The sequence below is a fragment of the Nitratireductor alexandrii genome (genome assembly GCF_004000215.1).
Classification (GTDB): domain Bacteria; phylum Pseudomonadota; class Alphaproteobacteria; order Rhizobiales; family Rhizobiaceae; genus Mangrovimarina; species Mangrovimarina alexandrii.
Map to the genome: position 1 here is coordinate 314,787 of NZ_RBVY01000001.1, position 21,265 is coordinate 336,051.

Annotated in this window: 18 protein-coding genes; 8 read left to right on the top strand and 10 right to left on the bottom strand. The window is 65.6% G+C overall.

Annotation, left to right across the window (positions count from 1 at the left end; translation table 11 throughout):
• The first annotated feature begins 12 nt into the window (after nt 1-12).
• The gene (locus EP380_RS01510; protein ID WP_127595830.1) at nt 13-1,134 is read left to right on the top strand and encodes a DUF2333 family protein; all 1,122 of its coding nucleotides are present in this window, start codon (nt 13-15) and stop codon (nt 1,132-1,134) included.
• Between the two features lie 218 nt (nt 1,135-1,352).
• The gene (locus tag EP380_RS01515) at nt 1,353-3,032 is read left to right on the top strand and encodes a formate--tetrahydrofolate ligase (RefSeq protein WP_106572201.1); all 1,680 of its coding nucleotides are present in this window, start codon (nt 1,353-1,355) and stop codon (nt 3,030-3,032) included.
• 156 nt (nt 3,033-3,188) lie between these two features.
• Here EP380_RS01515 and EP380_RS01520 read toward each other — a convergent pair whose 3' ends face one another.
• The 4 genes from EP380_RS01520 to EP380_RS01535 all read right to left on the bottom strand — a co-directional run bounded on the left by EP380_RS01520 (nt 3,189) and on the right by EP380_RS01535 (nt 8,706).
• Nucleotides 3,189-3,863, bottom strand: coding sequence for a DUF1236 domain-containing protein (locus tag EP380_RS01520; RefSeq protein WP_158264392.1), 675 nt, complete (start codon nt 3,861-3,863; stop codon nt 3,189-3,191).
• A 168-nt stretch (nt 3,864-4,031) separates the two neighbouring features.
• On the bottom strand, nt 4,032-4,940 hold the full coding sequence (locus EP380_RS01525) for a cation diffusion facilitator family transporter (protein ID WP_106572203.1): 909 nt from the start codon (nt 4,938-4,940) through the stop codon (nt 4,032-4,034).
• Nucleotides 4,941-5,000: 60 nt separating this feature from the next.
• Entirely contained in the window at nt 5,001-7,190 is a 2,190-nt protein-coding gene (locus EP380_RS01530) for an anthranilate synthase (protein ID WP_127595836.1), read from the bottom strand.
• A 226-nt stretch (nt 7,191-7,416) separates the two neighbouring features.
• Complete coding sequence (locus tag EP380_RS01535; RefSeq protein ID WP_238719660.1) at nt 7,417-8,706, bottom strand: DUF2254 domain-containing protein; 1,290 nt, start codon at nt 8,704-8,706, stop codon at nt 7,417-7,419.
• 181 nt (nt 8,707-8,887) lie between these two features.
• Here EP380_RS01535 and EP380_RS01540 point away from each other — a divergent pair, with 181 nt between their 5' ends.
• Both EP380_RS01540 and EP380_RS01545 read left to right on the top strand, forming a co-directional pair.
• Entirely contained in the window at nt 8,888-9,967 is a 1,080-nt protein-coding gene (locus EP380_RS01540) for an AbrB family transcriptional regulator (protein ID WP_106572205.1), read from the top strand.
• A 92-nt stretch (nt 9,968-10,059) separates the two neighbouring features.
• Entirely contained in the window at nt 10,060-10,314 is a 255-nt protein-coding gene (locus EP380_RS01545) for a DUF6460 domain-containing protein (protein ID WP_238719661.1), read from the top strand.
• Here the strand turns inward: EP380_RS01545 and EP380_RS01550 are convergent.
• Nucleotides 10,304-11,233: a histone deacetylase family protein gene (locus EP380_RS01550; protein WP_127595839.1), complete on the bottom strand. Its 930-nt coding sequence runs from the start codon at nt 11,231-11,233 to the stop codon at nt 10,304-10,306. The two genes, EP380_RS01545 and EP380_RS01550, sit on opposite strands and share 11 nt — an antisense overlap.
• A gap of 150 nt (nt 11,234-11,383) precedes the next feature.
• Between EP380_RS01550 and EP380_RS01555 the strand changes: the two genes are divergently transcribed.
• Nucleotides 11,384-12,754 carry an MATE family efflux transporter gene (locus EP380_RS01555; RefSeq protein ID WP_127595842.1) on the top strand — a complete coding sequence of 457 codons (1,371 nt, stop codon included), beginning with the start codon at nt 11,384-11,386 and terminating at the stop codon, nt 12,752-12,754.
• Between the two features lie 4 nt (nt 12,755-12,758).
• On the opposite strand, the gene EP380_RS01560 is transcribed toward EP380_RS01555, so the two are convergent.
• Nucleotides 12,759-13,841 carry a quinone-dependent dihydroorotate dehydrogenase gene (locus tag EP380_RS01560; RefSeq protein WP_127595845.1) on the bottom strand — a complete coding sequence of 361 codons (1,083 nt, stop codon included), beginning with the start codon at nt 13,839-13,841 and terminating at the stop codon, nt 12,759-12,761.
• Nucleotides 13,838-14,185: a DUF952 domain-containing protein gene (locus EP380_RS01565; RefSeq protein WP_127595849.1), complete on the bottom strand. Its 348-nt coding sequence runs from the start codon at nt 14,183-14,185 to the stop codon at nt 13,838-13,840. The genes EP380_RS01560 and EP380_RS01565 overlap by 4 nt, the downstream gene beginning before the upstream one ends.
• A 131-nt stretch (nt 14,186-14,316) precedes the next feature.
• Here EP380_RS01565 and EP380_RS01570 point away from each other — a divergent pair, with 131 nt between their 5' ends.
• Nucleotides 14,317-14,748, top strand: coding sequence for a hypothetical protein (locus tag EP380_RS01570; protein ID WP_127595852.1), 432 nt, complete (start codon nt 14,317-14,319; stop codon nt 14,746-14,748).
• Nucleotides 14,749-14,760: 12 nt separating this feature from the next.
• Here EP380_RS01570 and EP380_RS01575 read toward each other — a convergent pair whose 3' ends face one another.
• A complete protein-coding gene (locus EP380_RS01575; RefSeq protein ID WP_127595855.1) occupies nt 14,761-15,627 on the bottom strand; it encodes a thioesterase family protein in 867 nt (288 codons plus the stop codon).
• Between the two features lie 123 nt (nt 15,628-15,750).
• A complete protein-coding gene (locus EP380_RS01580; RefSeq protein WP_199190491.1) occupies nt 15,751-16,170 on the bottom strand; it encodes a hypothetical protein in 420 nt (139 codons plus the stop codon).
• A 246-nt stretch (nt 16,171-16,416) separates the two neighbouring features.
• On the opposite strand from EP380_RS01580, the gene EP380_RS01585 reads away from it, so the two are divergent.
• Nucleotides 16,417-17,079, top strand: coding sequence for a response regulator transcription factor (locus EP380_RS01585; RefSeq protein ID WP_106572212.1), 663 nt, complete (start codon nt 16,417-16,419; stop codon nt 17,077-17,079).
• 4 nt (nt 17,080-17,083) lie between these two features.
• Here EP380_RS01585 and EP380_RS01590 read toward each other — a convergent pair whose 3' ends face one another.
• Entirely contained in the window at nt 17,084-20,584 is a 3,501-nt protein-coding gene (locus EP380_RS01590; RefSeq protein ID WP_106572213.1) for a NahK/ErcS family hybrid sensor histidine kinase/response regulator, read from the bottom strand.
• Nucleotides 20,585-20,805: 221 nt separating this feature from the next.
• Between EP380_RS01590 and mscL the strand changes: the two genes are divergently transcribed.
• A complete protein-coding gene (gene mscL, locus EP380_RS01595) occupies nt 20,806-21,231 on the top strand; it encodes a large conductance mechanosensitive channel protein MscL (RefSeq protein ID WP_106572214.1) in 426 nt (141 codons plus the stop codon).
• The last annotated feature ends 34 nt before the right edge of the window (nt 21,232-21,265 follow it).

Sequence of the window (21,265 nt, forward strand, 5' to 3'; positions counted from 1 at the left end):
GGTTCCGGACACATGCTTGATCCGATCGTTGCGTTTTTTACCCGCGTGTTTGAGTGGATCGGCCGCGGCATCGGCATTGTCGTGGCGTGGATTTTGTGGCCGTTCCTGGCCGCCAGCCGCTGGTATGCGCGCCGCGGCTGGCTGCTCAAGGGGCCGATCGGCATCGGTCTCCTGATCCTGGTCGGGCTCTACGGCTACTTCTTCTGGCAGACCCAGCGTTGGACCGGGTTCGATCCGGATTATGTGGCGGCGTACGGTTTCGACACGCGAAATCTCTCGGCCGGCAAGGAGGCGCCCGACGGCCGCGTTGGCGCCGAAAAGACCTGCGGGCGCTCCGCGCTCACCGATCTTACCGCCGACCTGATCGATTTCAACGTCAACGAGAACGCCTGGATATCCTCCATGCTGCTCTACAAGCTCGGCTTGTTCGGGATCGACTGGGATCACACGCCGTTCATGGACAACAAGGCATCCTTTCAGCGCGGCATCCATCAGGCCGTGCGGCGCGTGTCCATCGAACTGGTCGACACGCTCGGCCGTGTGCGCGGCACCTCGCAGATCGACCAGAACCTGCAGGACGCGCGCGGCGCCGTCACCTTCGACGAGGAAACCTGGTATTTCGGCATCAATCCGTTCGGACCGAAAACGCCGTCGCCCAGCTTTTACCGCTCTGCCATCAAGGATCTGCAGGTCTTCAACGATCGCCTCGAGGCCTGCAACGCGATTTTCGACACGCGTGCCGACAATCTCATTACCTTTCTCGACCGCATCGCCAGCGATATCGGCTCGACGTCGGACCTGTTGCGCGCGCGGTCGGAAGAATACAATCTCGGCTGGTTCGATCCGCGCGCCGACGACCGTTTCTGGTTCGCCTACGGGCAACTTTACGCCTATTACGGCGTCTTGAACGCCACGCGCGCGGATTTCGACGACGTGATCGTTTCGCGCAGCCTGGCCCCGTTGTGGAGTCGGACGGAACAGCAGTTCCGCGCCGCGCTCAACATTCAGCCGCTGGTGATCTCCAACGGCAACGAGGCGGGCTGGATCATGCCGACCCATCTCGCGACCATGGGGTTTTACGTGTTGCGCGTGCGCTCCAACCTTGTCGAGCTCAGAAGCGTGCTCGACCGCTGAGCTTTTTCGTGGCCGCACGGTGAAGGTGACAGAGAGCGCTCGCCCCAGCGGGCGGCCGGTCCGTCGGCACCATGCGTGCCCATGCTGGCCAGTCCTGTCGCATTTCGTGCATTCGGCGACCGAAACGGGACGGCAGGATGTCCGATTCTCGCGCTTCTATGCGCCCCGCGAGGGGGCGGAGCGGCCGCACTTCGAAAACCGACCGCAGAGGAGCCGATATGGCCGAAGTGAAGTCCGACATCGAAATCGCGCGCGCGGCGACCAAGAAGCCGATCCAGGAGGTCGGCGCCAGGCTCGGCATCCCGTCCGAACATCTGCTGCCATACGGCCATGACAAGGCGAAGCTTTCCGCCGACTACATCCGTTCGGTCCAGGACAGGGCGGATGGCAAGCTGATCCTGGTGACCGCGATCAATCCGACACCGGCCGGCGAGGGCAAGACGACGACGACGGTCGGGCTCGGCGACGGACTGAACCGGATCGGCAAGAAGGCGATGGTGTGTCTGCGCGAGCCCTCTCTTGGCCCCTGTTTCGGCGTTAAGGGCGGGGCCGCCGGCGGCGGTTATGCCCAGATCGTGCCGATGGAGGACATCAACCTCCACTTTACCGGCGATTTTCACGCCATCACCTCCGCGCATAATTTGCTCTCGGCGATGATCGACAACCACATCTACTGGGGCAATGCGCTCGAGATCGACACGCGCCGCGTCGCCTGGCGGCGGGTGATGGACATGAACGACCGGGCGCTGCGCCAGATCGTGTGCTCGCTCGGCGGCGTCACCAACGGCTTTCCGCGCGAGGCCGGCTTCGACATCACCGTCGCCTCCGAGGTGATGGCGATCCTGTGCCTGGCCAGCGATCTGAAGGATTTGGAACGGCGACTGGGCGACATCATCATCGGTTACCGGCGCGACAAGAGCGCCGTCTATGCCCGCGACATCAAGGCCGACGGGGCGATGGCGGTGCTGCTGAAAGAGGCGATGTCGCCGAACCTGGTGCAGACGCTGGAAAACAACCCCGCCTTCGTGCATGGCGGGCCGTTCGCCAACATCGCCCATGGCTGCAATTCGGTGGTTGCCACCACCACCGCGCTCAAACTTGCCGACTACGTCGTTACCGAGGCCGGTTTCGGCGCCGATCTCGGCGCGGAGAAGTTTTTCGACATCAAGTGCCGCAAGGCCGGGCTGAAGCCGGCGGCGGCGGTGATCGTCGCGACCATCCGGGCGCTGAAGATGAATGGTGGAGTGAAGAAGGAGGACCTTGGTGCCGAAAATGTCGAGGCGGTGACCAAGGGCTGCGCCAATCTCGGCCGCCATATCGAGAACGTGAAGCAGTTCGGCGTGCCCGCGATCGTGGCCATCAATCATTTTATCTCCGACACCGACGCCGAGATCGAGGCCGTCAAGGCCTATGTAGAGCAGACGGGTGCCGAGGCCGTGGTGTGCATGCACTGGGCCAAGGGATCGGAAGGCACGATCGAGCTCGCACAAAAAGTTGTCGAGCTCGTCGAAAGCGACGTGGCGCAGTTCTCGCCCCTTTATGCAGACGAAATGCCGCTGTTCGAAAAGATCAACACCGTCGTCAAACGCATCTATCGCGGCTCGGAGGCGATCGCCGACAAGGCGGTACGCGATCAGCTCCACCAGTGGGAGCAGGCGGGATACGGCAATTTGCCGGTCTGCATGGCCAAGACGCAATATTCGTTCTCGACCGATCCCAATCTGCGCGGAGCCCCGACCGACCATGTCGTACCGGTGCGCGAGGTCAGGCTTTCCGCCGGAGCGGGCTTCGTCGTGGCGATCTGCGGCGAGATCATGACCATGCCCGGCCTGCCGAAAGTGCCGTCTTCGGAACGGATCATGCTCAACGAAGCCGGTTATATCGAAGGGCTTTTCTAGGCCACGGGTCCGGAGGGCGGCCTCCCGCCTTCGGGAGCAACCGCGGCCTGAAGAAAGACCGTGCGTGCGCGGTGCGTCTCCAAGTCGGACGGAATGAGAGGCGCCCGGTCGCGCGGACCGGGCGCCTCGCCGTTTTCTATGGGGTCATCAGGGCAATCAGCCGCCCTGCACCCAAACCACCGTGCGGCTGGACGTGTTGACCAGTACGGGGCCGGCTTCGGTGTAGACGTAGGCATAGGCCGGATCGTTGGGGATCCGCACCAACTCGACCTCGGCCGGCACGCTGGCGCCGAGCGTCAGGCTGGCGCCGGTCATCGGATCGACCGGATTGGCCTTCACATAGGCCACGCTCTCGTCGGGGACGAGATAGCCGGGCGAATAGACGACCTCGCGCGTCTCGGCCTTCACGATCAGCGGACGGCCATCGACATAGACATAGGCCAGATCCGGATGCTCGGGAATCGGCTGCAGCGCGGCCGAGGCGGGGATGGTCACGCCTTCGCGCAATTCGCCCTCGATCACCACCGGCTCGACCGGGTTGGCGACAACGTAGTCGACCGCGGGCTGGGGTACGGAGGCCGCGGTGCCCAGCATCGCGCCGGCGAAACCGCCGATCACCGCGCCGACCGGACCGCCGACCACCGCACCGGTGATGGCGCCCGCAGTGCCGCCGACGGCAGCGCCGGTCTCGGCATTCTCGTTGGTGCTCTGCGTGGTGATCTGGTCCTCGGCGCGCTCGGTCGCCGGTTGCTTGACCGGCGATTCCTGCGCCTGGGCGGCGCCGAGCGTCAGGGCCGACAGGGCGGCGGAGGCGAGTAGAAGCTTACGCATGGGGTCTTCCTTTCGGTTGCTTGCGTCCCTCGGCGCAAAAACGCCCATACCGGCAACGTGTTCCGTGATGATTTTGTGGCAAATCTGTCGCCTAACGATGGCGCTCGGCCGGCCCGCCGCCGCTGTTTGCATGTCGAAAGAGGTCACGCCTTTGGGGGCGATTAGCCCTCAGGCGAAAGGCACCGCGCTGGTGCCTTTGGGGAGCTTGGCTTCCTCGTCGGGCTCGACATGGATGATCACCCGCAAGGATGGAATTTCGGCCTCGAGGGCTGCCTCGATGCGATCGCAGATCGCATGCGCGTCGCCGACCGACATCGTGGCGTCGACGACGAGATGAAACTCCACAAAGGTGGCGCGGCCGGCGATCCGGGTCTTCAGGTCGTGGACTTCGAGCGCCCCGCCGGAATTGGCCGAGATGATGTCGCGCAGCTTCATCGTCAGTTCGGGATCGGCGGCGACGTCCATCAGCCCCTGCACCGACTGGCCGATCACCTTCCAGCCCTGCCACAGAATATTCATCGCCACGATCAGCGCCAAAAGCGGATCGAGCGCGCGCCAGCCGGTGGCCATCGCCACCAGCAGGCCGCCGATGACGCCGACCGAGGTGATGACGTCGGTCATCAAATGGCGCCCGTCGGCCTCGAGCGCCGGCGAGCGGTCGGCCGCTCCGACCCGCAGCAGCAGCGTCGCCCATACGACGTTGACGACCGTGGCGAGCGCGTTGACCGCCAGGCCGGCGAAGGGTTCTTCGAGGCTGCGCGGCGTCTGCAGGGCTGTCCAAGCCTCCGAGATGATCAGGAAGCTCGCCAATACGATCAGCACGCCCTCGAGCACGGCGGAAAAATACTCCGCCTTGTGGTGCCCGTGCGGATGATCGGCGTCGGCGGGTTTCTGGCTCAGCCTGATCGCGTAATAGGCCGCGGCCGCCGCGATCACGTTGACGATCGATTCCAGCGCGTCGGAATAGAGCGCGACCGAACCGGTCATTCGCCAGGCGACGAATTTCAACGCCATCACCGCAAAGGCGATGATGATCGACCAGAAGGCGAGACGCCGGATTTTGTGCTTCGCTGTCATCGTGTCGTGATGCGCCGCCCGGTTTTCCGTGTTGCGGAAAACCGGGCGGCCTTATTGCTCCTAAGCCGCCTGTTCCCGCGCCCGGCGCGGCAGGTGTGCCACGACGTTCTCGATCATGCGCATACCGGCATTCTGCCCCAGGGACATGATCGATTCGGGATGGAATTGCACGGCCGCGACCGGTTCCGTCTTGTGTTCGATCGCCATGACGGTGCCGTCTTCGGTTTCGGCGGTGATGGTGAAACAGTCCGGCAGACGCACGGCGTCGGCGAAGATCGAGTGATATCGGCCGACGGTGACGTCGTTCGGCAAGCCGGAAAACACGATGCCCGGCGTGGTCACCCGGATGCGCGACGGCTTGCCGTGCATGGGCACCCGCAACTGGCGCAGTTCGCCGCCGAAGGCCTCGGCGATCGCCTGCAACCCCAGGCAGACGCCGAACAGCGGCAGGTTGCGCCGCCGAACCATGTCGATCGTGGCCTTGCAGTCGAAATCGGCCGGCGCGCCGGGGCCGGGCGACAGCACCACCAGGTCGGGCGCGACCCGGTCGATGACCGCCTCGGCGACCGGCGAGCGGACCGTGGTCACGCTCGCGCCGGTCTGGCGGAAATAATTGGCGAGCGTGTGAACGAAGGAATCCTCGTGATCGACGAGCAGGATGGAGAGACCGGCGCCGACCCGCGCGGTCTCGCGCTCGGTTCCCGCATCGTTGGCCTTGCCGGCATCGCGGATTGCCGAGACCAGTGCCGACGCCTTGAGCTCGGTCTCGGCTTCCTCTTCCTCCGGCACCGAATCGTAGAGTAGTGTCGCGCCGGCGCGGATCTGGGCGATCCCGTCCTTGATGCGCATGGTGCGCAGCGTCAGGCCGGTGTTCATGTCGCCGTTGAAATGCACCATGCCGACGGCACCGCCATACCAGGCGCGCGGGCTCTTTTCGTGCTGTTCGATGAAACGCATCGCCCACAATTTCGGCGCGCCGGTGACGGTCACCGCCCAGGCGTGGCTCAAGAACGCGTCGAAGGCGTCCATGCCCTCGCGCAGCCGCCCCTCGATATGGTCGACCGTGTGGATGAGGCGCGAATACATCTCGATCTGGCGTCGGCCGATGACACGCACCGAGCCGGGTTCGCAGACCCGGCTCTTGTCGTTGCGGTCGACGTCGGAGCACATCGTCAGCTCGGCCTCGTCCTTCTTCGAATTGAGCAGTTTCAGGATCTGTTCGGAATCGGAGATGGCGTCCTCGCCGCGCCTGATCGTGCCGGAGATCGGGCAGGTCTCGACGCGCCGGCCCGACACGCGTACGAACATTTCCGGCGACGCGCCGACCAGATATTCCTGCTCGCCCAGATTGATGAAGAAGGAATAGGGCGACGGGTTGATGGTCTTCAGTCGGCGCGAGATCGCCGACGGCGCGGTTTCGCAGCGTTCGTAGAACATCTGCCCCGGCACCACCTCGAACAGGTCGCCGCGCCGGAATTTTTCCACCGCCTTGCGCACCAGACCTGCATATTCGCCCGGCTCGTGGTCGCCGCGCGGCGGCGTCGTGTCGGCGAGTTTGAAAGGATCTTCGACGTGCGTGCGCGGCAGACCCTCGGTCGAAAATCCATCGCCGGAATAGTCGTAACGGTCGAACCAGGCGCGGGCGGCATGGTGATCGACAACCAGAACTTCGTCGGGCAGGTACAAGACCAGGTCGCGCTGGCTTTCCGCCCGCTCAAGCCGCAGATCGACCGGATCGAACTGGAAGGCGAGATCGTAGCCGAAGGCGCCGAACAGTCCGAGATCGGGATCGTGCTCGCTGCGGAAAAGCGCCACGACCGCCCGCAGAACGGTGAAGACGGAGGGCGCGCGCGACCGCTCTTCTTCCGACACGATGGTGGCCGGCGGGTTGACGGTGAATGTCGCCGCTTTCGCATCGCGCGGGCCGGGCGTGACCTCTTCCAGCGCGTCGATCGCAGCCACGATCGCCGGCATCACGGCCTCGCCGCGCTTATTGAAGGCCTCGATCGTCATTGCCCGCCCGCGCGCGGAGATGGCGAGCGGCGGGTCGATCGTGGCGGTATCCCAGCGCGTGTAGCGGCCCGGATATTCGTAGTTGGAGGAAAACACGCAGCCGCGACGGCTGTCGAGCCCGTCGAGATAGGGTTCGATCGCGTCTTGATAGGCGGTTTCGATCCGCTTGCGCGTGATCGTCAGCCCGCCTTCGGTGCGGTATCGTTCTGTTCCGTCTTCCAGGACGTCCATCGTCATCTTCAATCCCTCCGAATTGGTGGAAGACCGGACACCGCATGAAAAAGGCCGCCCGGAACTCCCGCAGCGGCCATCATCCATTTCGAACGCAAGCACGATCGGGCCGCTGTCAGCAGCCCCACCACCATGCCTGTGCGATCATCGTTACGCTCATGGGGTTTCCATACCCGCCAAGGGGGCCGGACGCAACCGATTTTGGCGTGCGCGACGCAGGGTTGCGTCGCGGTCAGCCGCTCGCCGGTGCGCGCGCCGGTTGCCCGGCGACAGGATCGGCGCCGACGAGTTGGGCGGCGGCCCGGACGCGGTCGAAATCCGGACGAAACGACAGGCTCGTCTCCGCGCGCTGCAGGGCCAGGCGGGAGCGCTGTATCGCCACGTCGCGGAAGCGCCCGTCGCCGGCGCGCGCCAGCGCGGCCAGTGCCTTGTGCAGGCGGATCTGCACCTCGGCCAGGCCTGCCCCGTCGCGCTCGATCGGTGTAAAAATATCGTCGACGAGATCGGCCATCTCGATTTCGGGCACCAGCACGCGCGGAAAGGCGGGCTCGCCGTTCCGGCCTTCATTCGTCCATATCGCCAGCACGCGCACAGCCCGGCCGAGTACGTCGATCGCCGTGCCGGGATCGTTGATCCCCGGCGACAGCGCGCGCGAGGCGATCTCGGCCAACACCGCAAGGCCGAAGCGCGGATCCTGATCATAGGAGCGTTCGTTGGCGATCGTGAAGGCGGCGCGGATCGCGGGTTCATGGTCCTCGTCGCCGTTGAACCGGGCCAGGGGGCGGCCCGGATCGATGAAGGTGCCGGGGACGGCCTCGACCACGATCTCGGTTTCGGCCTTGTCCGCCACGCTCGAAAGCGCGCGCATGTCGACATGCTGGACATAGCCGATCCGGTCGCAGAAGACCGACCGGCCGCCGGGCCGGAGACGGGCTTCGGCGGGAGAGATCGGCCGCCCGCCGAGGCAGGGACGCTCGACATGCCCGCGAATCGCCTGCGCCGCCGCGGTTTCGACCTGCTGGGTCGTTTCGCTGACGCGGCCGAGCCGTAGAAGGTAATCGATCCAGCGCAGAAGCGTGACCACGATCAGCAGGACGACGAAGATGGTCACCGCGAACAGCAGCACGCGCCCGCGCTCGCCATAGGCACCCATGGCGAGCGTGATGATCGCCACCAGGCTGAACAGGAACGAGCCGACAAAGGTGCCGAGCACGTTCTGGGTCGTGGTGTCTTCGATCAACAGCCGGGTCGCCCGAGGCGTGACGTTGCCCGTCGCGGCCGCATAGGCCGCCACCATCGTGCTCAGCGAGAAGGTGGTGACGGCGAGCATGCTCGAGGCGATGATGTTGAGAATGTTTTCGACCGCGCCGGCGCCGATCTGCGCCGAAAGCCCCTGCGGCAGGTAGGGCGAGACCACCAGCGAAAGCAGCGCGGCCGCCACCGCCAGCAGCGAAATCAGCGTGGCGCGAAACCACAGGCGTCGCGTCACCTGTAGGAGCAGCCATCCCCATCGCGACACCATGTGCCGTCTCCTCGGATTGCAAAAGTGGCGTCCTTTATGGCCGTGGCCATGGTCCTGCGCAACGGCCGCGCGTTGCCGCGGGTCGCGGCGGCGGCACCGAGACGATGCGCGATGAGGGGATTGGCATGATCGCCGCAAGCCGACATAACGGACTGGATTGTCACGGCAACGCTTTCCGTCCATGTCCGTTCCAAGAATGTCGGCCCGTTTCGAACATCTATCGGCGCCATGGCAATGGGGCCTGCTTTTCGTTGCGTCCGCGCTGTTGGCGGGCGGGCTGGAACTTCTCGGCATGCCGGCTGCGCTGTTGATCGGCCCGATGGTGGTTGCGGTGCTGTGCGGTGTCGGCGGCGCGTCGGTGCGTGTGCCCGAACCGGCCTATTTCGCCGCTCAGGGCGTCGTCGGCTGCCTGGTCGCGATGGCGATCGCGCCCCAGGTCCTGGCCGGTTTTCTGGAACGCTGGCCGCTGTTCCTGGGTGTCGTGCTCGCCACGCTGGTCGCCTCAGGCCTGTTGGGCGCCATCGTCGGTCGCTGGGGTGCGCTGCCGGGCACGACCGCGGTCTGGGGTTCCGCGCCCGGCGCCGCCTCCGCCATGGTGGTGATGGCCGACGCTTTCGGTGCCGATGCCCGACTGGTCGCGTTCATGCAATATCTGCGCGTCATCTTCGTCTCTCTGTCGGCCGCCCTGTTCGCCCGCCTGTTCGTCGACACATCCGGCGTCGCACCGCCGCCGATCGACTGGTTTCCGCCACTGCGCCTGCCGGACTTTCCCGCCACGGTGGCAATCGCGCTGGTCGGCGCGTTCGGTGGCCGGGCGTTGCGCTTTCCCGGCGGCGCGCTGCTGGCGCCCATCCTGCTCGGTGCCGCCTACCAGCTTTCGGGTCTGGGCACCCTGCAATTGCCGGAATGGCTGCTTGCGGCGAGCTATGCCGTGATCGGCTGGACGATCGGGCTCAAATTCACGCGCCCGATCCTGGCGCACGCCGGCAGGGCGCTGCCCCAGGTCGTGCTCGCCATCCTGCTGTTGATCGCGTTTTGTGCCGGGCTGGGCGTCGCCATGGCGCCGGTTTTCGGCGTTGACGGTTTGACCGCCTTCCTGGCCACCAGCCCCGGCGGAATGGATTCGGTCGCCATCATCGCGGCCGCCTCGCGCAGCGTCGACCTGTCCTTCGTCATGACCCTGCAGATGGCGCGCTTCGTCATCGTGCTGGTCTTCGGCCCGCCGGTGGCGCGGCTGATCGCGGGCCGAATGAAAAGCTGAACGCTTATTGCGGCCTTGATGCCGGCGCGGCCAGCCTCTATGTGGCGCTGACGGAAACAGCAGCGGATGAGAGCAAGCCAGTGGCAGGACGCGTGACCCGGATCCTCGGCGACAGCCCCGTTCGCCTGGTGCTCAAGCTGCTTGTCGTCTCCTTCCTCGTCGGCATGGTCATGGATGCGTTCGGCTGGTCGGCGCTGGCGGTATGGATGGAAGTGCGCGACGTCATCTTGGATATCTGGCACATGGGCTTTTCCGCCCTCGGCCGTTTCGCCGACTATATCGTGCTCGGTGCGGCCGTCGTCGTGCCGGCTTTCATCATCCTGCGGCTGCTCAGCGTCAGGCGGTGATTTCGGGCGCCTCGGCGCCTGCGAACTCGGCCGCGACCTCGAACAGGATTGCGTGGCGTTCTGCAAGCGCCGGAACGTCGGTCGAATAGCCGCCGCCGATGACGCCGCAGACGGGCACGCCCCGGCTGTGGAAATGGCCGATCACCGCGCGGTCGCGGCGGCGCAGTCCGTCCTCGCTCAGGGCGAGCTTGCCGAGCCTGTCGTCGGCATGCGGATCGACACCGGCATTGTAAAACACCAGGTCGGGCCGGCCGTAGTCGCACAACAAAGGCAAGATCGCGTCGAGGCGAGCGAGATAGGCAGCGTCGCCGGTGCCGTCCGGCAGCGCGATGTCGAGGTCGGAGGCGCGTTTGCGCGCCGGATAATTCTTTGCCGCATGCATGGAAAAGGTGAACACGCGCGGTTCGCCGGCAAAGATATCGGCGGTGCCGTCGCCCTGATGCACGTCGAGATCGATCACCAGCGCGCGCCGGATGGCGGCTTGCCCAAGCAGCGCGAGGGCGGCCACGCCGACATCGTTGAAGGTACAGAAACCGGCGCCCTGGGCGCGGCGCGCATGGTGCGAGCCGCCGGCCGTGTTGCAGGCGATGCCGTTTGCCAGCGCCAGCCGCGCGGCCAGCAGCGTGCCCGAAGCGGCCAAATGCGCCCGTCGCGACACTTTGGCGCCGACCGGAAAGCCGATTTCGCGCTCGATCGTCGCCGGTACCGTGCAGGTCAGCACCTGTTCGACATAGGCCGGATCGTGCGCCAGCGCCAGGATCTCGGCGCCGACAGGTTCGGGAACATGCACGCTGGCGGCTGGCGTGAGGCCACGCCGGCGCAGCGCCTCCATCAGGAAACGGTATTTGCCCATCGGAAAGCGATGATGCGCGGGAAACGCGGCATCGTAGTCGGGATGATGAACGATCGAAAGCGCCATCGGCAAGAACTAGGGCCGCCGGACCGCCAAGAAAAGCCCGGGCCTGGCACTATTGTGTTGTCCCCCTGCGGCCGAATAGTAAGCACCACGTCCGCACGGGCGGGGGCGTACGGCGGTGGCCGGCGCAGTCAGCAAACGGGACCGGCATTGATGGACGCCAAACCGGAGGTCGTGAACGAGCCTTCCGCGCCCCAAGGCAACCAGCGCGCTTTCGTCGTCACCCATCGGCTGATCCTGTCGATCGCCGTGCCGATGACGCTTGCCTATCTGACGACCCCGCTGCTCGGTCTGACCGACACGGCGGTGGTCGGCCAGTTCGGCGATCCGGCCCTGCTCGGCGGCCTCGCCGCCGGGGCGATCATTTTCGACCTGGTCTTCGCCAGCTTCAACTTCCTGCGTTCGGGGACCACCGGCCTGGTCGCGCAGGCCTATGGGCGCGGCGACGCACGCGCCGAACAGGCCTGGTTCTGGCGCGCTTACGCCGTGTCGCTGGTGTCTGGCGGGCTGCTGCTGGCGGCCGCGCCGCTGATCGCCTTTCTCGGTGCCTGGTTCATCGACGGCGAGGCCGCCGTCACCGAGGCCTTGCGCACCTATGTGCTGATCCGGTTGCTGTCGGCGCCGATGGCGCTCGCCAATTACGCGATCCTCGGCTATGTGCTCGGCCGTGGCGAGGGCATGCGCGGCCTTTTCCTCCAGATCGTACTCAATGGCTGCAACATCGCGCTGTCGGTCTGGTTCGGCCTCGGCCTCGGCTGGGGCATCGAAGGCGTGGCCTGGGGCACGGTCTGCGGCGAGGCGATCGCCTTTTTGGTCGGCACCACGATGGTTATGCGCCGCTTCGCGCGGCTGCCGCGGCCGCGCCGCTCGGAACTGCTCGACGCCACCGCGCTGCGCGAAATGTTCGCCGTCAACCGCGACATCATGATCCGCTCCTTCGTGCTTCTGTCGGCGTTTGCGCTGTTTGCCCGCCAGGGCGCGCAACTGGGCACGCTCACCTTGGCCGTCAACGCCGTTCTACTGAATTTTTTCCTCGTCGCCGGCTATTTTCTCGACGGGTTCGCCACCGCCGCGGAGCAACTGGCTGGCCGTGCCGTCGGCGCGCGCCAGCGTCAGTCGTTCGTCGACGCGGTGCGGCTTTCTTCGCTGTGGGGTTTCGTCATGGCCGGGCTGGCGGCGCTGGCGATGCTGGGATTCGGCAACGGGATCGTGGCGATCATGACCACGGCGCAGGAGGTGCGCGCCGGCGCCGCGGTCTATCTGCCATGGGCCGCTTTCACCGCCGCCTCGGGCGTGCTCGCCTTTCAGATGGACGGGGTCTATATCGGCGCGACCTGGTCGCGCGACATGCGCAACATGATGCTGTTGTCGTTCGCCCTGTTCGTCGTCGCGTTGATCGCGCTGCCGCAATGGTGGGGCAATCACGGGCTTTGGGCCGCGCTGCATGTCTTCCTGATCGCGCGCGGGCTGAGCCTGACCGCCGTTCTGCCCGGCCGCATTCGGCGAACCTTCGTCACGCCATAAGGGGTCAGTCGATCGGCGCGGCCAGCCATTTGGCGACATGGCTGTCGCGGAGTTCGGCCAGCGAGCGCAGACCTTCCTTTTCGGCATGGCGGGCGAGCCCGGCCACGATCGCGCCGGGCAGGGACGGGCCGGCATAGATCATCCCCGTGTAAAGCTGGACCAGATCGGCTCCGGCGCGGATTTTCTCCAACGCCGCCTCGGTTCCGTCGACGCCGCCTGCGCCGATCAGGGCCGGCTTGGGACCGAGCCGCTCACGCATGCGGGCAAGCACGGCGGTGGAGCGGCGAAAAAGCGGCTTGCCCGAAAGCCCGCCGGCTTCCGTACGCTTGGCCGAACGCAGCCCCTGGCGGGAGAGCGTGGTGTTGGAGACGATGACGCCGTCGATTCCCTGCGCCGTGACTTCCAGGGCGATGTCGTCGAGATCGGCCTCGCCGAGATCGGGTGCGATCTTGAGAAAGATCGGGATGCCCGGCGCCGGAGAGGAAGCCCGTGCTTCGCCAACCCGCTGCAGCAGTGTTTTCAGTTCGCCACGACCCTGCAGATTGCGCAGGCCGGGCGTGTTGGGCGAAGAGATGTTGACGGTCAGATAGGAGGCGAGCCCGGCGAAACGGGCAACGCCGGCCGCATAGTCGCCGATCCGGTCCTCCGCTTCCTTGTTGGCGCCGATATTGACGCCGACGATCCCGGGCTTTCGCGCGCGCGCGGCCAGCCGAGCAGCGGCGGCGGCATGTCCCTGATTGTTGAAACCGAGCCGGTTGATCACCGCCTCGTCCTCGATCAGCCTGAAGATGCGCGGCCTTGCATTGCCGGGCTGCGGCAGCGGCGTCACCGTACCGACCTCCGCGAAGCCGAAGCCGAGCCTCAGCAGTGCGTCGGGCACCTCGGCGTTCTTGTCGAAGCCTGCCGCCATGCCGAGCGGATTGGCGAAGGTTAATCCCGCGACCGTGGTTGCAAGACGTGGGTCGACGAGCGGCCGCCGCGCCAGCGGCAGGCCGGATTTCAACGCTGCGATAGACAGGCCGTGGGCCGTTTCCGGGTCGAGGCTGAACAGGGCTCGCCGCCCGAGCCCGTCGACAAGCGCCTTCACCGATCGAGGTCCGGAAACGCGTGCCGGCCGTCGGGACCGAGCGGAAGCGGTTTCACCCAAAGCACGCCGGCGGGATCGAGCGGCGCGTAGAGATGGGGAAACAGCGCGCCGCCGCGCGAGACCTCATATTTCAGGGCTTCGCCGAGCCCTGCCGCGTCGACGGCGATCAGAAGAAGATCGTCCATGCCGGAAAAATGCTTGGCTGCGGTTTCGCGTGCCTGTTCGGCGGTCGAAAAATGGATGTAGCCGTCGGCAAGGTCGATCGCCGCGCCCTCGAAGACGCCGCGCGCCTCAGCCTCTCGCCAAAGCGTTCGGGGGCAGATTTTGTAAATGACGGTGCTCATGCACGCCCTATAGAACCGCACGCCGTTGCGCGGAAGCGGGCGGCGGCAAATTATTGCGCCGTTGTGGACAGCAACCGCAATTCCGGCGCATTGCCGTGCTGGTGTCGATCCGCGAAGAAACGGAGGGCGAGATGCGAATCGAAATTCTGGCGGCGGCCGCGTTTGGCGCGATCATGACCGCCGGCGGCACAGCGTCCGCGCAGGATGGCGAGCGTTATTGGGTCGAGAAGTCGCAGGACGGTTACGTGCGCATGGATCGCCAAACCGGGGAGATGTCCTATTGCAATCAACGGGATGGCCGGCTCGTTTGCCGGCTGGCCGCTGACGATCGGCGCGCATTGCAGGACGAGATCGCGCGATTGCAGGACGAGGTCGCGGCAATCGAGGAGCGGCTCGCCTCGCTCGAGAACCGGCCGCGCGAGGAAGGGTTGCCGAGCGAGGACGAGTTCGAAAAGACGATGGGCTACATGGAGCGTTTCTTCCGTCGCTTCATGGGTATCGTCAAGGAGTTCGAACGCGATCTCGGCGGCGAACCCGACGACGGCACATCGCAGAAGACCTGACGGCCGCCGGCGTCAATGCCCGCACGCGCTGTCCGTGTCGAGCGTTGCGGGAAGCGCCACGCTCTTGCGCGTCTGAAGGTCGAGAACCACCGCCACCACCTCGCCGGTCACCAGCGGCGCGCCGTCTGAAAGTCGTTTCATTTCGTGCCGCAGCCGGAAGGTCTTGCCCGAAAAGGCCGAGGGGCGCGCATAAAGCAGCAGCCCGTCGCCGGCGCGCGCGGCCTGATGGTGGGTGATTTTCATTTCCAGCGCGACGCGGCCGTAATTGTGGCGCCGCAGCCAGCGGATGGTTACGCCGCCTTGCTCCCACACATGCGGCGCGGCGTCGGTGAAGCGGGCGACATAAAACTGTTCGGTGAGCCGGCCGGCAGCGTCGCACTCGCCGGGCAGCGCGATCGAGCGGCTGGCGATCAGCCCGTTTGCCGCGAGCACGGCTTCGCCGGGCATTGGGACGGCGGGCTCGGGCTCAACGCCGCGCGGCAGCGCGCGCGCCACGGCTGCCGCCGGGACGGCGCGGGTGCCGTCCGCGCCGTTGGGCGTGTCGAGCGCGGTCGCCGCCAGCGCGCCGGTCTCCAGATTTTCGAGCAGATGCACCACATATCCGCGAAACGGACCGTCGGCGATCGTTCCGCTGAGGATGCGGGTGATGGCGCCGACATGGAGTTCGGCGTGAAAGCGCACGTGGCGCACATGCGGCAAGGCGCCGTCGAGCGCGCCGCCATGCGTGGCGGCAAAGAATCGCGCCGCCTCGTCGATGCGCTTGAAATAGAACTGCACGTTGAGATGGGCGTTCTCGTCGCATTCCCAGGTGTTGACGAAGGCGCGATGCGTTTCGGCAAGCTCGGCCGGCGTCGGCGCAGTCTCGGCTGTCGTGTCCACGAATCCTCCCTCGGTCGATGGCGGGGCGACCCCATGCAGCGGCCCGGCCTGGACGGTCTTCGGACTAGCGCATGATTCGGCTCGCGTCTGCCAGGATTTGCCTTGCCGTTCACGAAAACCGCGCTACGGGCGGATCTGGCTGACGAGGGGCGTTGCCGGGGTGAACGGGGCCGTATCGAAACCCAGTGCGACCAATCCCATCGAAACGGCGAAAAACCCACAGGCGATCAGGAAGCTGGCGCGGGCGAAGCGGCCATAGACCTCGCGCAGGGTTTTCAGGAACACCAGCCTGGCTTCGGGGTTTTGCGGTCGGAACTGTTCGGCGAGATTGAGCCAGACCTCGGTTCGTTTCGGATTTTGCGACATGGCGGCCACGGCCTTGAAGGTGAGGATGCCGGCCATGACCATGGTGGTGATCGCGCCGGAGCGGAAGGCGAGCGCCGGATTGAAGGAAAAAGACAGCATGACGAGCGCGATCGCGATCGCGCCGAACATGACGGCGCGGCCGATACAGACCATGGCGACTTGACGAATCGGTTCCATCAACGGGGTCCGCAGCTCCGAGACGGCACCGACAATGCCCGGTTTTCCGGCCGGCGCACAAATCACAATCGGGCGACGGGCAACGGCAAACCGTTGCGCCGGCTGTCTTTCGGTGTCCCCGGCAGGGCATGCGGCCGCCCGTTTGTTGCCCGGTTTGGCCGCGCGGCTTGAAATGGCGTATCATCCCCGCATAATCGGCGCGTCATCCGTTCGGGCAAGGAAACGGAGACAGGGAGGGCCGGGCGTTTGTCTTCAGGCTATACGTTCATCGTCGCGGACGACCATCCGCTGTTTCGTGGCGCGCTGAAACAGGCGCTGGTGTCGATGGACCGCGACATCACCATCCTCGAGGCCGGGACCTTTTCGGAAACCAAGGCGGCGGTATGCGGGCGCGACGATGTCGATCTTTTGCTGCTCGATTTGACGATGCCGGGGGCGAGCGGCCTGTCAGGCCTCGTCGCCCTGCGCGCCATCAATTCGGTCGTGCCGGTGGTTGTGGTGTCGGCGCGTGACGACACCGACACGATCCGGCGGGCGCTGGAGCTCGGCGCGTCCGGTTTTATCTCCAAATCCGCCAGCATGGACGAAATACGCATCGCCGTGACGACGGTACTCGAAGGCGGGGTTTCGGCCCCGACCGAAGAGGAGCTCGGTCCGGAATCGGATCCGGAAATCTTCGACCTGATCCGGCGCCTGCGGTCCCTGACACCGCAACAGGCGCGCGTGCTCAATATGCTGGCCGACGGGCTGCTCAACAAGCAGATCGCCTACGAACTCGGCGTGTCGGAAGCGACGGTGAAGGCTCACGTTTCCGCAGTGTTGCAAAAGCTCGATGTCGACAGCCGCACCCAGGCGGTCATCCAGCTTGCCCGGATCGGCGCCGACGCCCTTCTCGCGCCGGAAAACTAGGGACTTATTCGGCCGCGGGGCTGATCCGCTGCCAGCGCGCCAGCAGGCTGCGCAATTGCGCGGGCTTGATCGGCTTGTTGAGCACCGGCACGTCGATTTCGGTTGCCTGGTCGCGGACGTCGGCGGAGCGGTCCGCGGTCAGCAAAATTGCCGGGATCGTTTCCTTGTGCAGTTTGCGCAGCGCCTTGACCACGGCCACCCCGTCATCGTCATTGTCGAGGTGATAATCGGCCAGGATGACGTCGGGGGCGCCGCGCTCGGCGCTGCCGCAGCCGCGATAGGCGGCCAACCCGGTTGCCGTCGTCACGTCGCAGCCCCAGCCCTCGAGAAGCAGGCGCATGCCGTCCAGAATGCGGTTTTCATTGTCGATGCACAATACGCGTAGCCCGGCCAGCGAGTAGGCCGCGCGCGGTTCGCCCGCCGCCCGTTCCGCCGCCCGTTCCGCGATTGCGGGCGCAACCGGCAGGATCACCGAAAACACCGTGCCGCGGCCATGATGCGAGCCGATCCTGATCTCGAGCTGCAACACGCGTGCGATACGGTCGACGATCGACAGGCCGAGACCCAGGCCCTGGGCCTCGCGCGCACCGGCGTCGAGGCGATGGAATTCCCGGAAAACCGTGTTGAGCTGGTCGGCGGGAATGCCGATCCCCGAATCGAGCACCTGGATTTCGACCAGGTCGCCGCGTCGCCGCGCACCGACCAGCACGGTGCCGTTGCGTGTATATTTGATCGCATTGGACACGAGGTTCTGCAACAGGCGGCGCATGAGGTTGCGATCGGTGGCCACCGTCAGCGAGGACGGCACGATGCGCAGATCCAGGCCTTTCTCGCGGGCAAGCGGCAAAAAATCGGTTCCGATCTGGCGCATCAGGCCCTCGAGACGGAAGGCGCTGGCGGCGGGTTTCATCGCACCGGCATCGAGACGGGAAATGTCGAGCACCGCGCCGAGGATGAATTCGACCGATTCCAGCGAGGAGTCGATCGCCGCTGCTGCGGCCGAAACCGGCTCCTCGCTGGTCCGCTCGATCAGCGAGGAACAATAAAGCCGCGCCGCATTCAGCGGTTGCAGGATGTCGTGGCCGGCGGCGGCCAGAAACCGCGTTTTGCCGAGATTGGCCTCCTCGGCCAGCATCTGCGCCTGGGCAAGCTCCTCGTTGACCCGTGTCAGTTCGCCGGTGCGGTCTGTGACCCGTTGTTCCAGCGTCTCGTTGGCGGCCTTGAGGGCCAGATCGGCGCGCACGCGCTGGGTGATGTCGGCATAGGTGGCGACGATCCCGCCATCAGGCATCGGATTCGACCGCACTTCGATGATGCGGCCGCTGGTGAGAAGTTCGATCAACCAGGGCTTGCCGAAACGCGTCAACCGGTCGATCGTGTCGGCCTCCGTGCCGTCGGCGATGTCGCCGCGACTGGCGAGCGCGTCGACGACCTGGCCGAGCGACACGCCGACGCGGCCGAGCTCGTCCGGCAGGTCGAACAGGGTCCGGAACTGCCGGTTCCAGCAGGTCAGCCGGAAATCGCGGTCGAACACCGTGATGCCTTCCTCCATCTGGTCGAGCGCGATCTGCAAGAGGTCGCGATTGTGCTGCAGCGCCTCGGAGGCGTCGTCCAGGAGGCGGTAGGCGTCCTTGGCCGAGGGGTCGTTGCGCTGGAAAAGCAGCGACAGAACCAGCCGCGCCGACGACGAGCCGACGGCACTGGCCAGCAACTGCTCGGAATAGCGGATCAGCGCCATGTCGGCCTGCTCGTTGCCGGAAATCCGCCGGCCCTCCGAGCGGGCGAAGCTCTCGAAGGAGCGTTCGGTACGTTCGACGCCGAGATAACGCGAGATCGTGTCTTTGAGGTCGTTGACCGTGACCGCGGTGCGAAAGCGGCGCAGGCTCGGCATCGGACTGACGTCGCGCGGCACGAAGATCGAGGCCTGAATGCGCTCCAGCGGCACGGCCTGCCGCGACAGCGAGCCGAACACGAAACCGATCGTGTTGAGCAGCAGGCTCCAGAACGTGCCGTGGTTGAGCGGCTCGGCTTCAACGCCGAACAGCGCCTGCGGGCGCAGCGCCTCCAGGCCGAACAGCCCATTGACGATAATGTCGGTGTCGGGCGGCGCGATTGACGGCAATAAAAGCGTGTAAAACCAAGTCAAGATACCGACCGTCATGCCGATCAGGGCGCCGCGCGCATTGGCGCCGCGCCAGAACAGCCCGCCGAAGAAGGACGGTGCGAACTGGGCGATGGCGGCGAACGACATCAGCCCGATCGAGGCCAGACGCGTATTGTAGGTCGATTCCCGGTAATAGAGAAACGCCACGAACAGGATGCAGAAGATCGCCGCGCGCCGGACATTGAGGATGACGGTCGTCCAGTCTTCGTGCTCGCGCCTTCCATGCGTCAAAAGCCGGCGAAACATAAGCGGAATGACGAGATCGTTGGAAATCATGATCGACAGCGCGACGCTGGCCACGATCACCATGGCCGTGGCTGCCGACAAACCGCCGATAAAGGCGATCATCGCCAGCAGATCGTGGCCGCTCATCAGCGGCAGCGACAGCACGTAGAGGTCCGCGCTCGTCTGCCCGCCGACGACGGCCAGCCCGGCAAACGCGATCGGCAGCACAAACAGGTTGATCGCCACCAGATAGGCCGGAAACACCCAGCTCGCGCGGCGCAGCTCCGTCTCGCTGCGGTTTTCAACGATCATCACGTAGAACTGGCGCGGCAACATGATGATGGCGAACGCGCTCAGGCCCGTCAGCACGAACCAGGTGGCAAGCGAGGTCGGATAGGCCAGCGCCGCGTCGACTGCGGCATCGGCGGCGACCATGTCGATCAGCCCGCCGGCGCCGTCGAACAGCACGAACGCGACCATGGCGCCGAGCGCCAGGAAGGCGGCGAGCTTGACCACTGATTCGACCGCGACCGCCAGCACCAGCCCGTCCTGGTGTTCGGTCGCGTCGGAGTGGCGCGTGCCGAACAGAACGGCGAAAAGTGCCAGAAGCAGTGCGACCAGCAGCGAGATGTCGCCGAGGAACAGGTCGATGGCCGGCGGCGCGCCGTTATAGTGCTCGACCATCAGGCTGACGGAACCCGAGATGGCCTTCAACTGCAGCGCGATATAGGGAACCGCCCCGACGGTGGCGATGAGCGTGGCGATCGCCGCGACCGCGAAACTCTTGCCGTAGCGCGCCGACAGGAAGTCGGCGATCGAGGTGATCTTCTCGGCTTTCGACAGGCGGATGATCCGGCGCAGTAGCGGAAATCCGAACAGGAACACCAGCGTCGGGCCGATATAGATGGCGATGAACTCGAAGCCGCGCTCGCTCGCCAGCCCGACCGAGCCGAAAAAGGTCCATGAGGTGCAATAGATCGCCAGGCTGAGCGCGTAGATGATCGGGCGCGAGCGCATCGTGTCGCGATTGGCGGCGCGTCGGTCGCCGATGCTGGCAATCGCAAACAGCATGGTGACATAGGCGATGGCGATGATAACGACGACCCAACCGCTCAACGACGTTCCACCTCCCGTCCCTGTCGTGCGATCATGATCGGCAGCGTTTCACCGCGGCGGCGAAATTGCAATTGATGCTTTGGAGGCACAGCCACCTGGCCGTGATGGCAACGGCGCCGATTTGTGCCGCGGTCGGCATTTTCTTTGAGCCGCCCGCCAGTATAGTCACTGTCGGCGGCGCGCTCGCGCGGCCGGGGGATTCGGCGTTAGGAGAATAGTATATGCTGAAGGAATTTAAGGAGTTCGTCGCCAAGGGCAATGTCATGGACCTTGCCGTCGGCGTCATCATCGGCGGTGCGTTCGCGCTGATCGTGAAATCGCTGACCGACGATATCATTATGCCGATCGTGGGGGCGATTTTCGGCGGTTTCGACTTTTCCGACTATTTCGTGCCGCTGTCGTCGAGCGTTACCGCCGCGACGCTGGACGCGGCGCGCGAGCAAGGTGCCGTACTCGCCTACGGTAATTTTATCACCGTGCTGCTCAATTTCCTGATCCTGGCCTGGATCATCTTCCTGATGGTCAAGGCGGTCAACAATCTGCGTCGCCGACTGGAGGCCGAAAAGGAAGCTGCTCCGCCGCCGGCGCCTCCGGCCGACGTGAAGTTGCTGACCGAGATCCGCGACCTGTTGGCCAAGGGCAAATAGGCGCGGCGAGAAGGAGGTTGTGCGGGCGGCGAAC

Excerpts from the sequence above, each read along its gene's own strand:
- EP380_RS01510 (WP_127595830.1), top strand. The coding sequence starts at position 13 with ATGCTTGATCCGATCGTTGCGTTTTTTACCCGCGTGTTTGAGTGGATC.
- EP380_RS01515 (WP_106572201.1), top strand. The coding sequence starts at position 1,353 with ATGGCCGAAGTGAAGTCCGACATCGAAATCGCGCGCGCGGCGACCAAG.
- EP380_RS01520 (WP_158264392.1), bottom strand. The coding sequence starts at position 3,863 with ATGCGTAAGCTTCTACTCGCCTCCGCCGCCCTGTCGGCCCTGACGCTC.
- EP380_RS01525 (WP_106572203.1), bottom strand. The coding sequence starts at position 4,940 with ATGACAGCGAAGCACAAAATCCGGCGTCTCGCCTTCTGGTCGATCATC.
- EP380_RS01530 (WP_127595836.1), bottom strand. The coding sequence starts at position 7,190 with ATGACGATGGACGTCCTGGAAGACGGAACAGAACGATACCGCACCGAA.
- EP380_RS01535 (WP_238719660.1), bottom strand. The coding sequence starts at position 8,706 with ATGGTGTCGCGATGGGGATGGCTGCTCCTACAGGTGACGCGACGCCTG.
- EP380_RS01540 (WP_106572205.1), top strand. The coding sequence starts at position 8,888 with ATGTCCGTTCCAAGAATGTCGGCCCGTTTCGAACATCTATCGGCGCCA.
- EP380_RS01550 (WP_127595839.1), bottom strand. The coding sequence starts at position 11,233 with ATGGCGCTTTCGATCGTTCATCATCCCGACTACGATGCCGCGTTTCCC.
- EP380_RS01555 (WP_127595842.1), top strand. The coding sequence starts at position 11,384 with ATGGACGCCAAACCGGAGGTCGTGAACGAGCCTTCCGCGCCCCAAGGC.
- EP380_RS01565 (WP_127595849.1), bottom strand. The coding sequence starts at position 14,185 with ATGAGCACCGTCATTTACAAAATCTGCCCCCGAACGCTTTGGCGAGAG.
- EP380_RS01570 (WP_127595852.1), top strand. The coding sequence starts at position 14,317 with ATGCGAATCGAAATTCTGGCGGCGGCCGCGTTTGGCGCGATCATGACC.
- EP380_RS01580 (WP_199190491.1), bottom strand. The coding sequence starts at position 16,170 with ATGGAACCGATTCGTCAAGTCGCCATGGTCTGTATCGGCCGCGCCGTC.
- mscL (WP_106572214.1), top strand. The coding sequence starts at position 20,806 with ATGCTGAAGGAATTTAAGGAGTTCGTCGCCAAGGGCAATGTCATGGAC.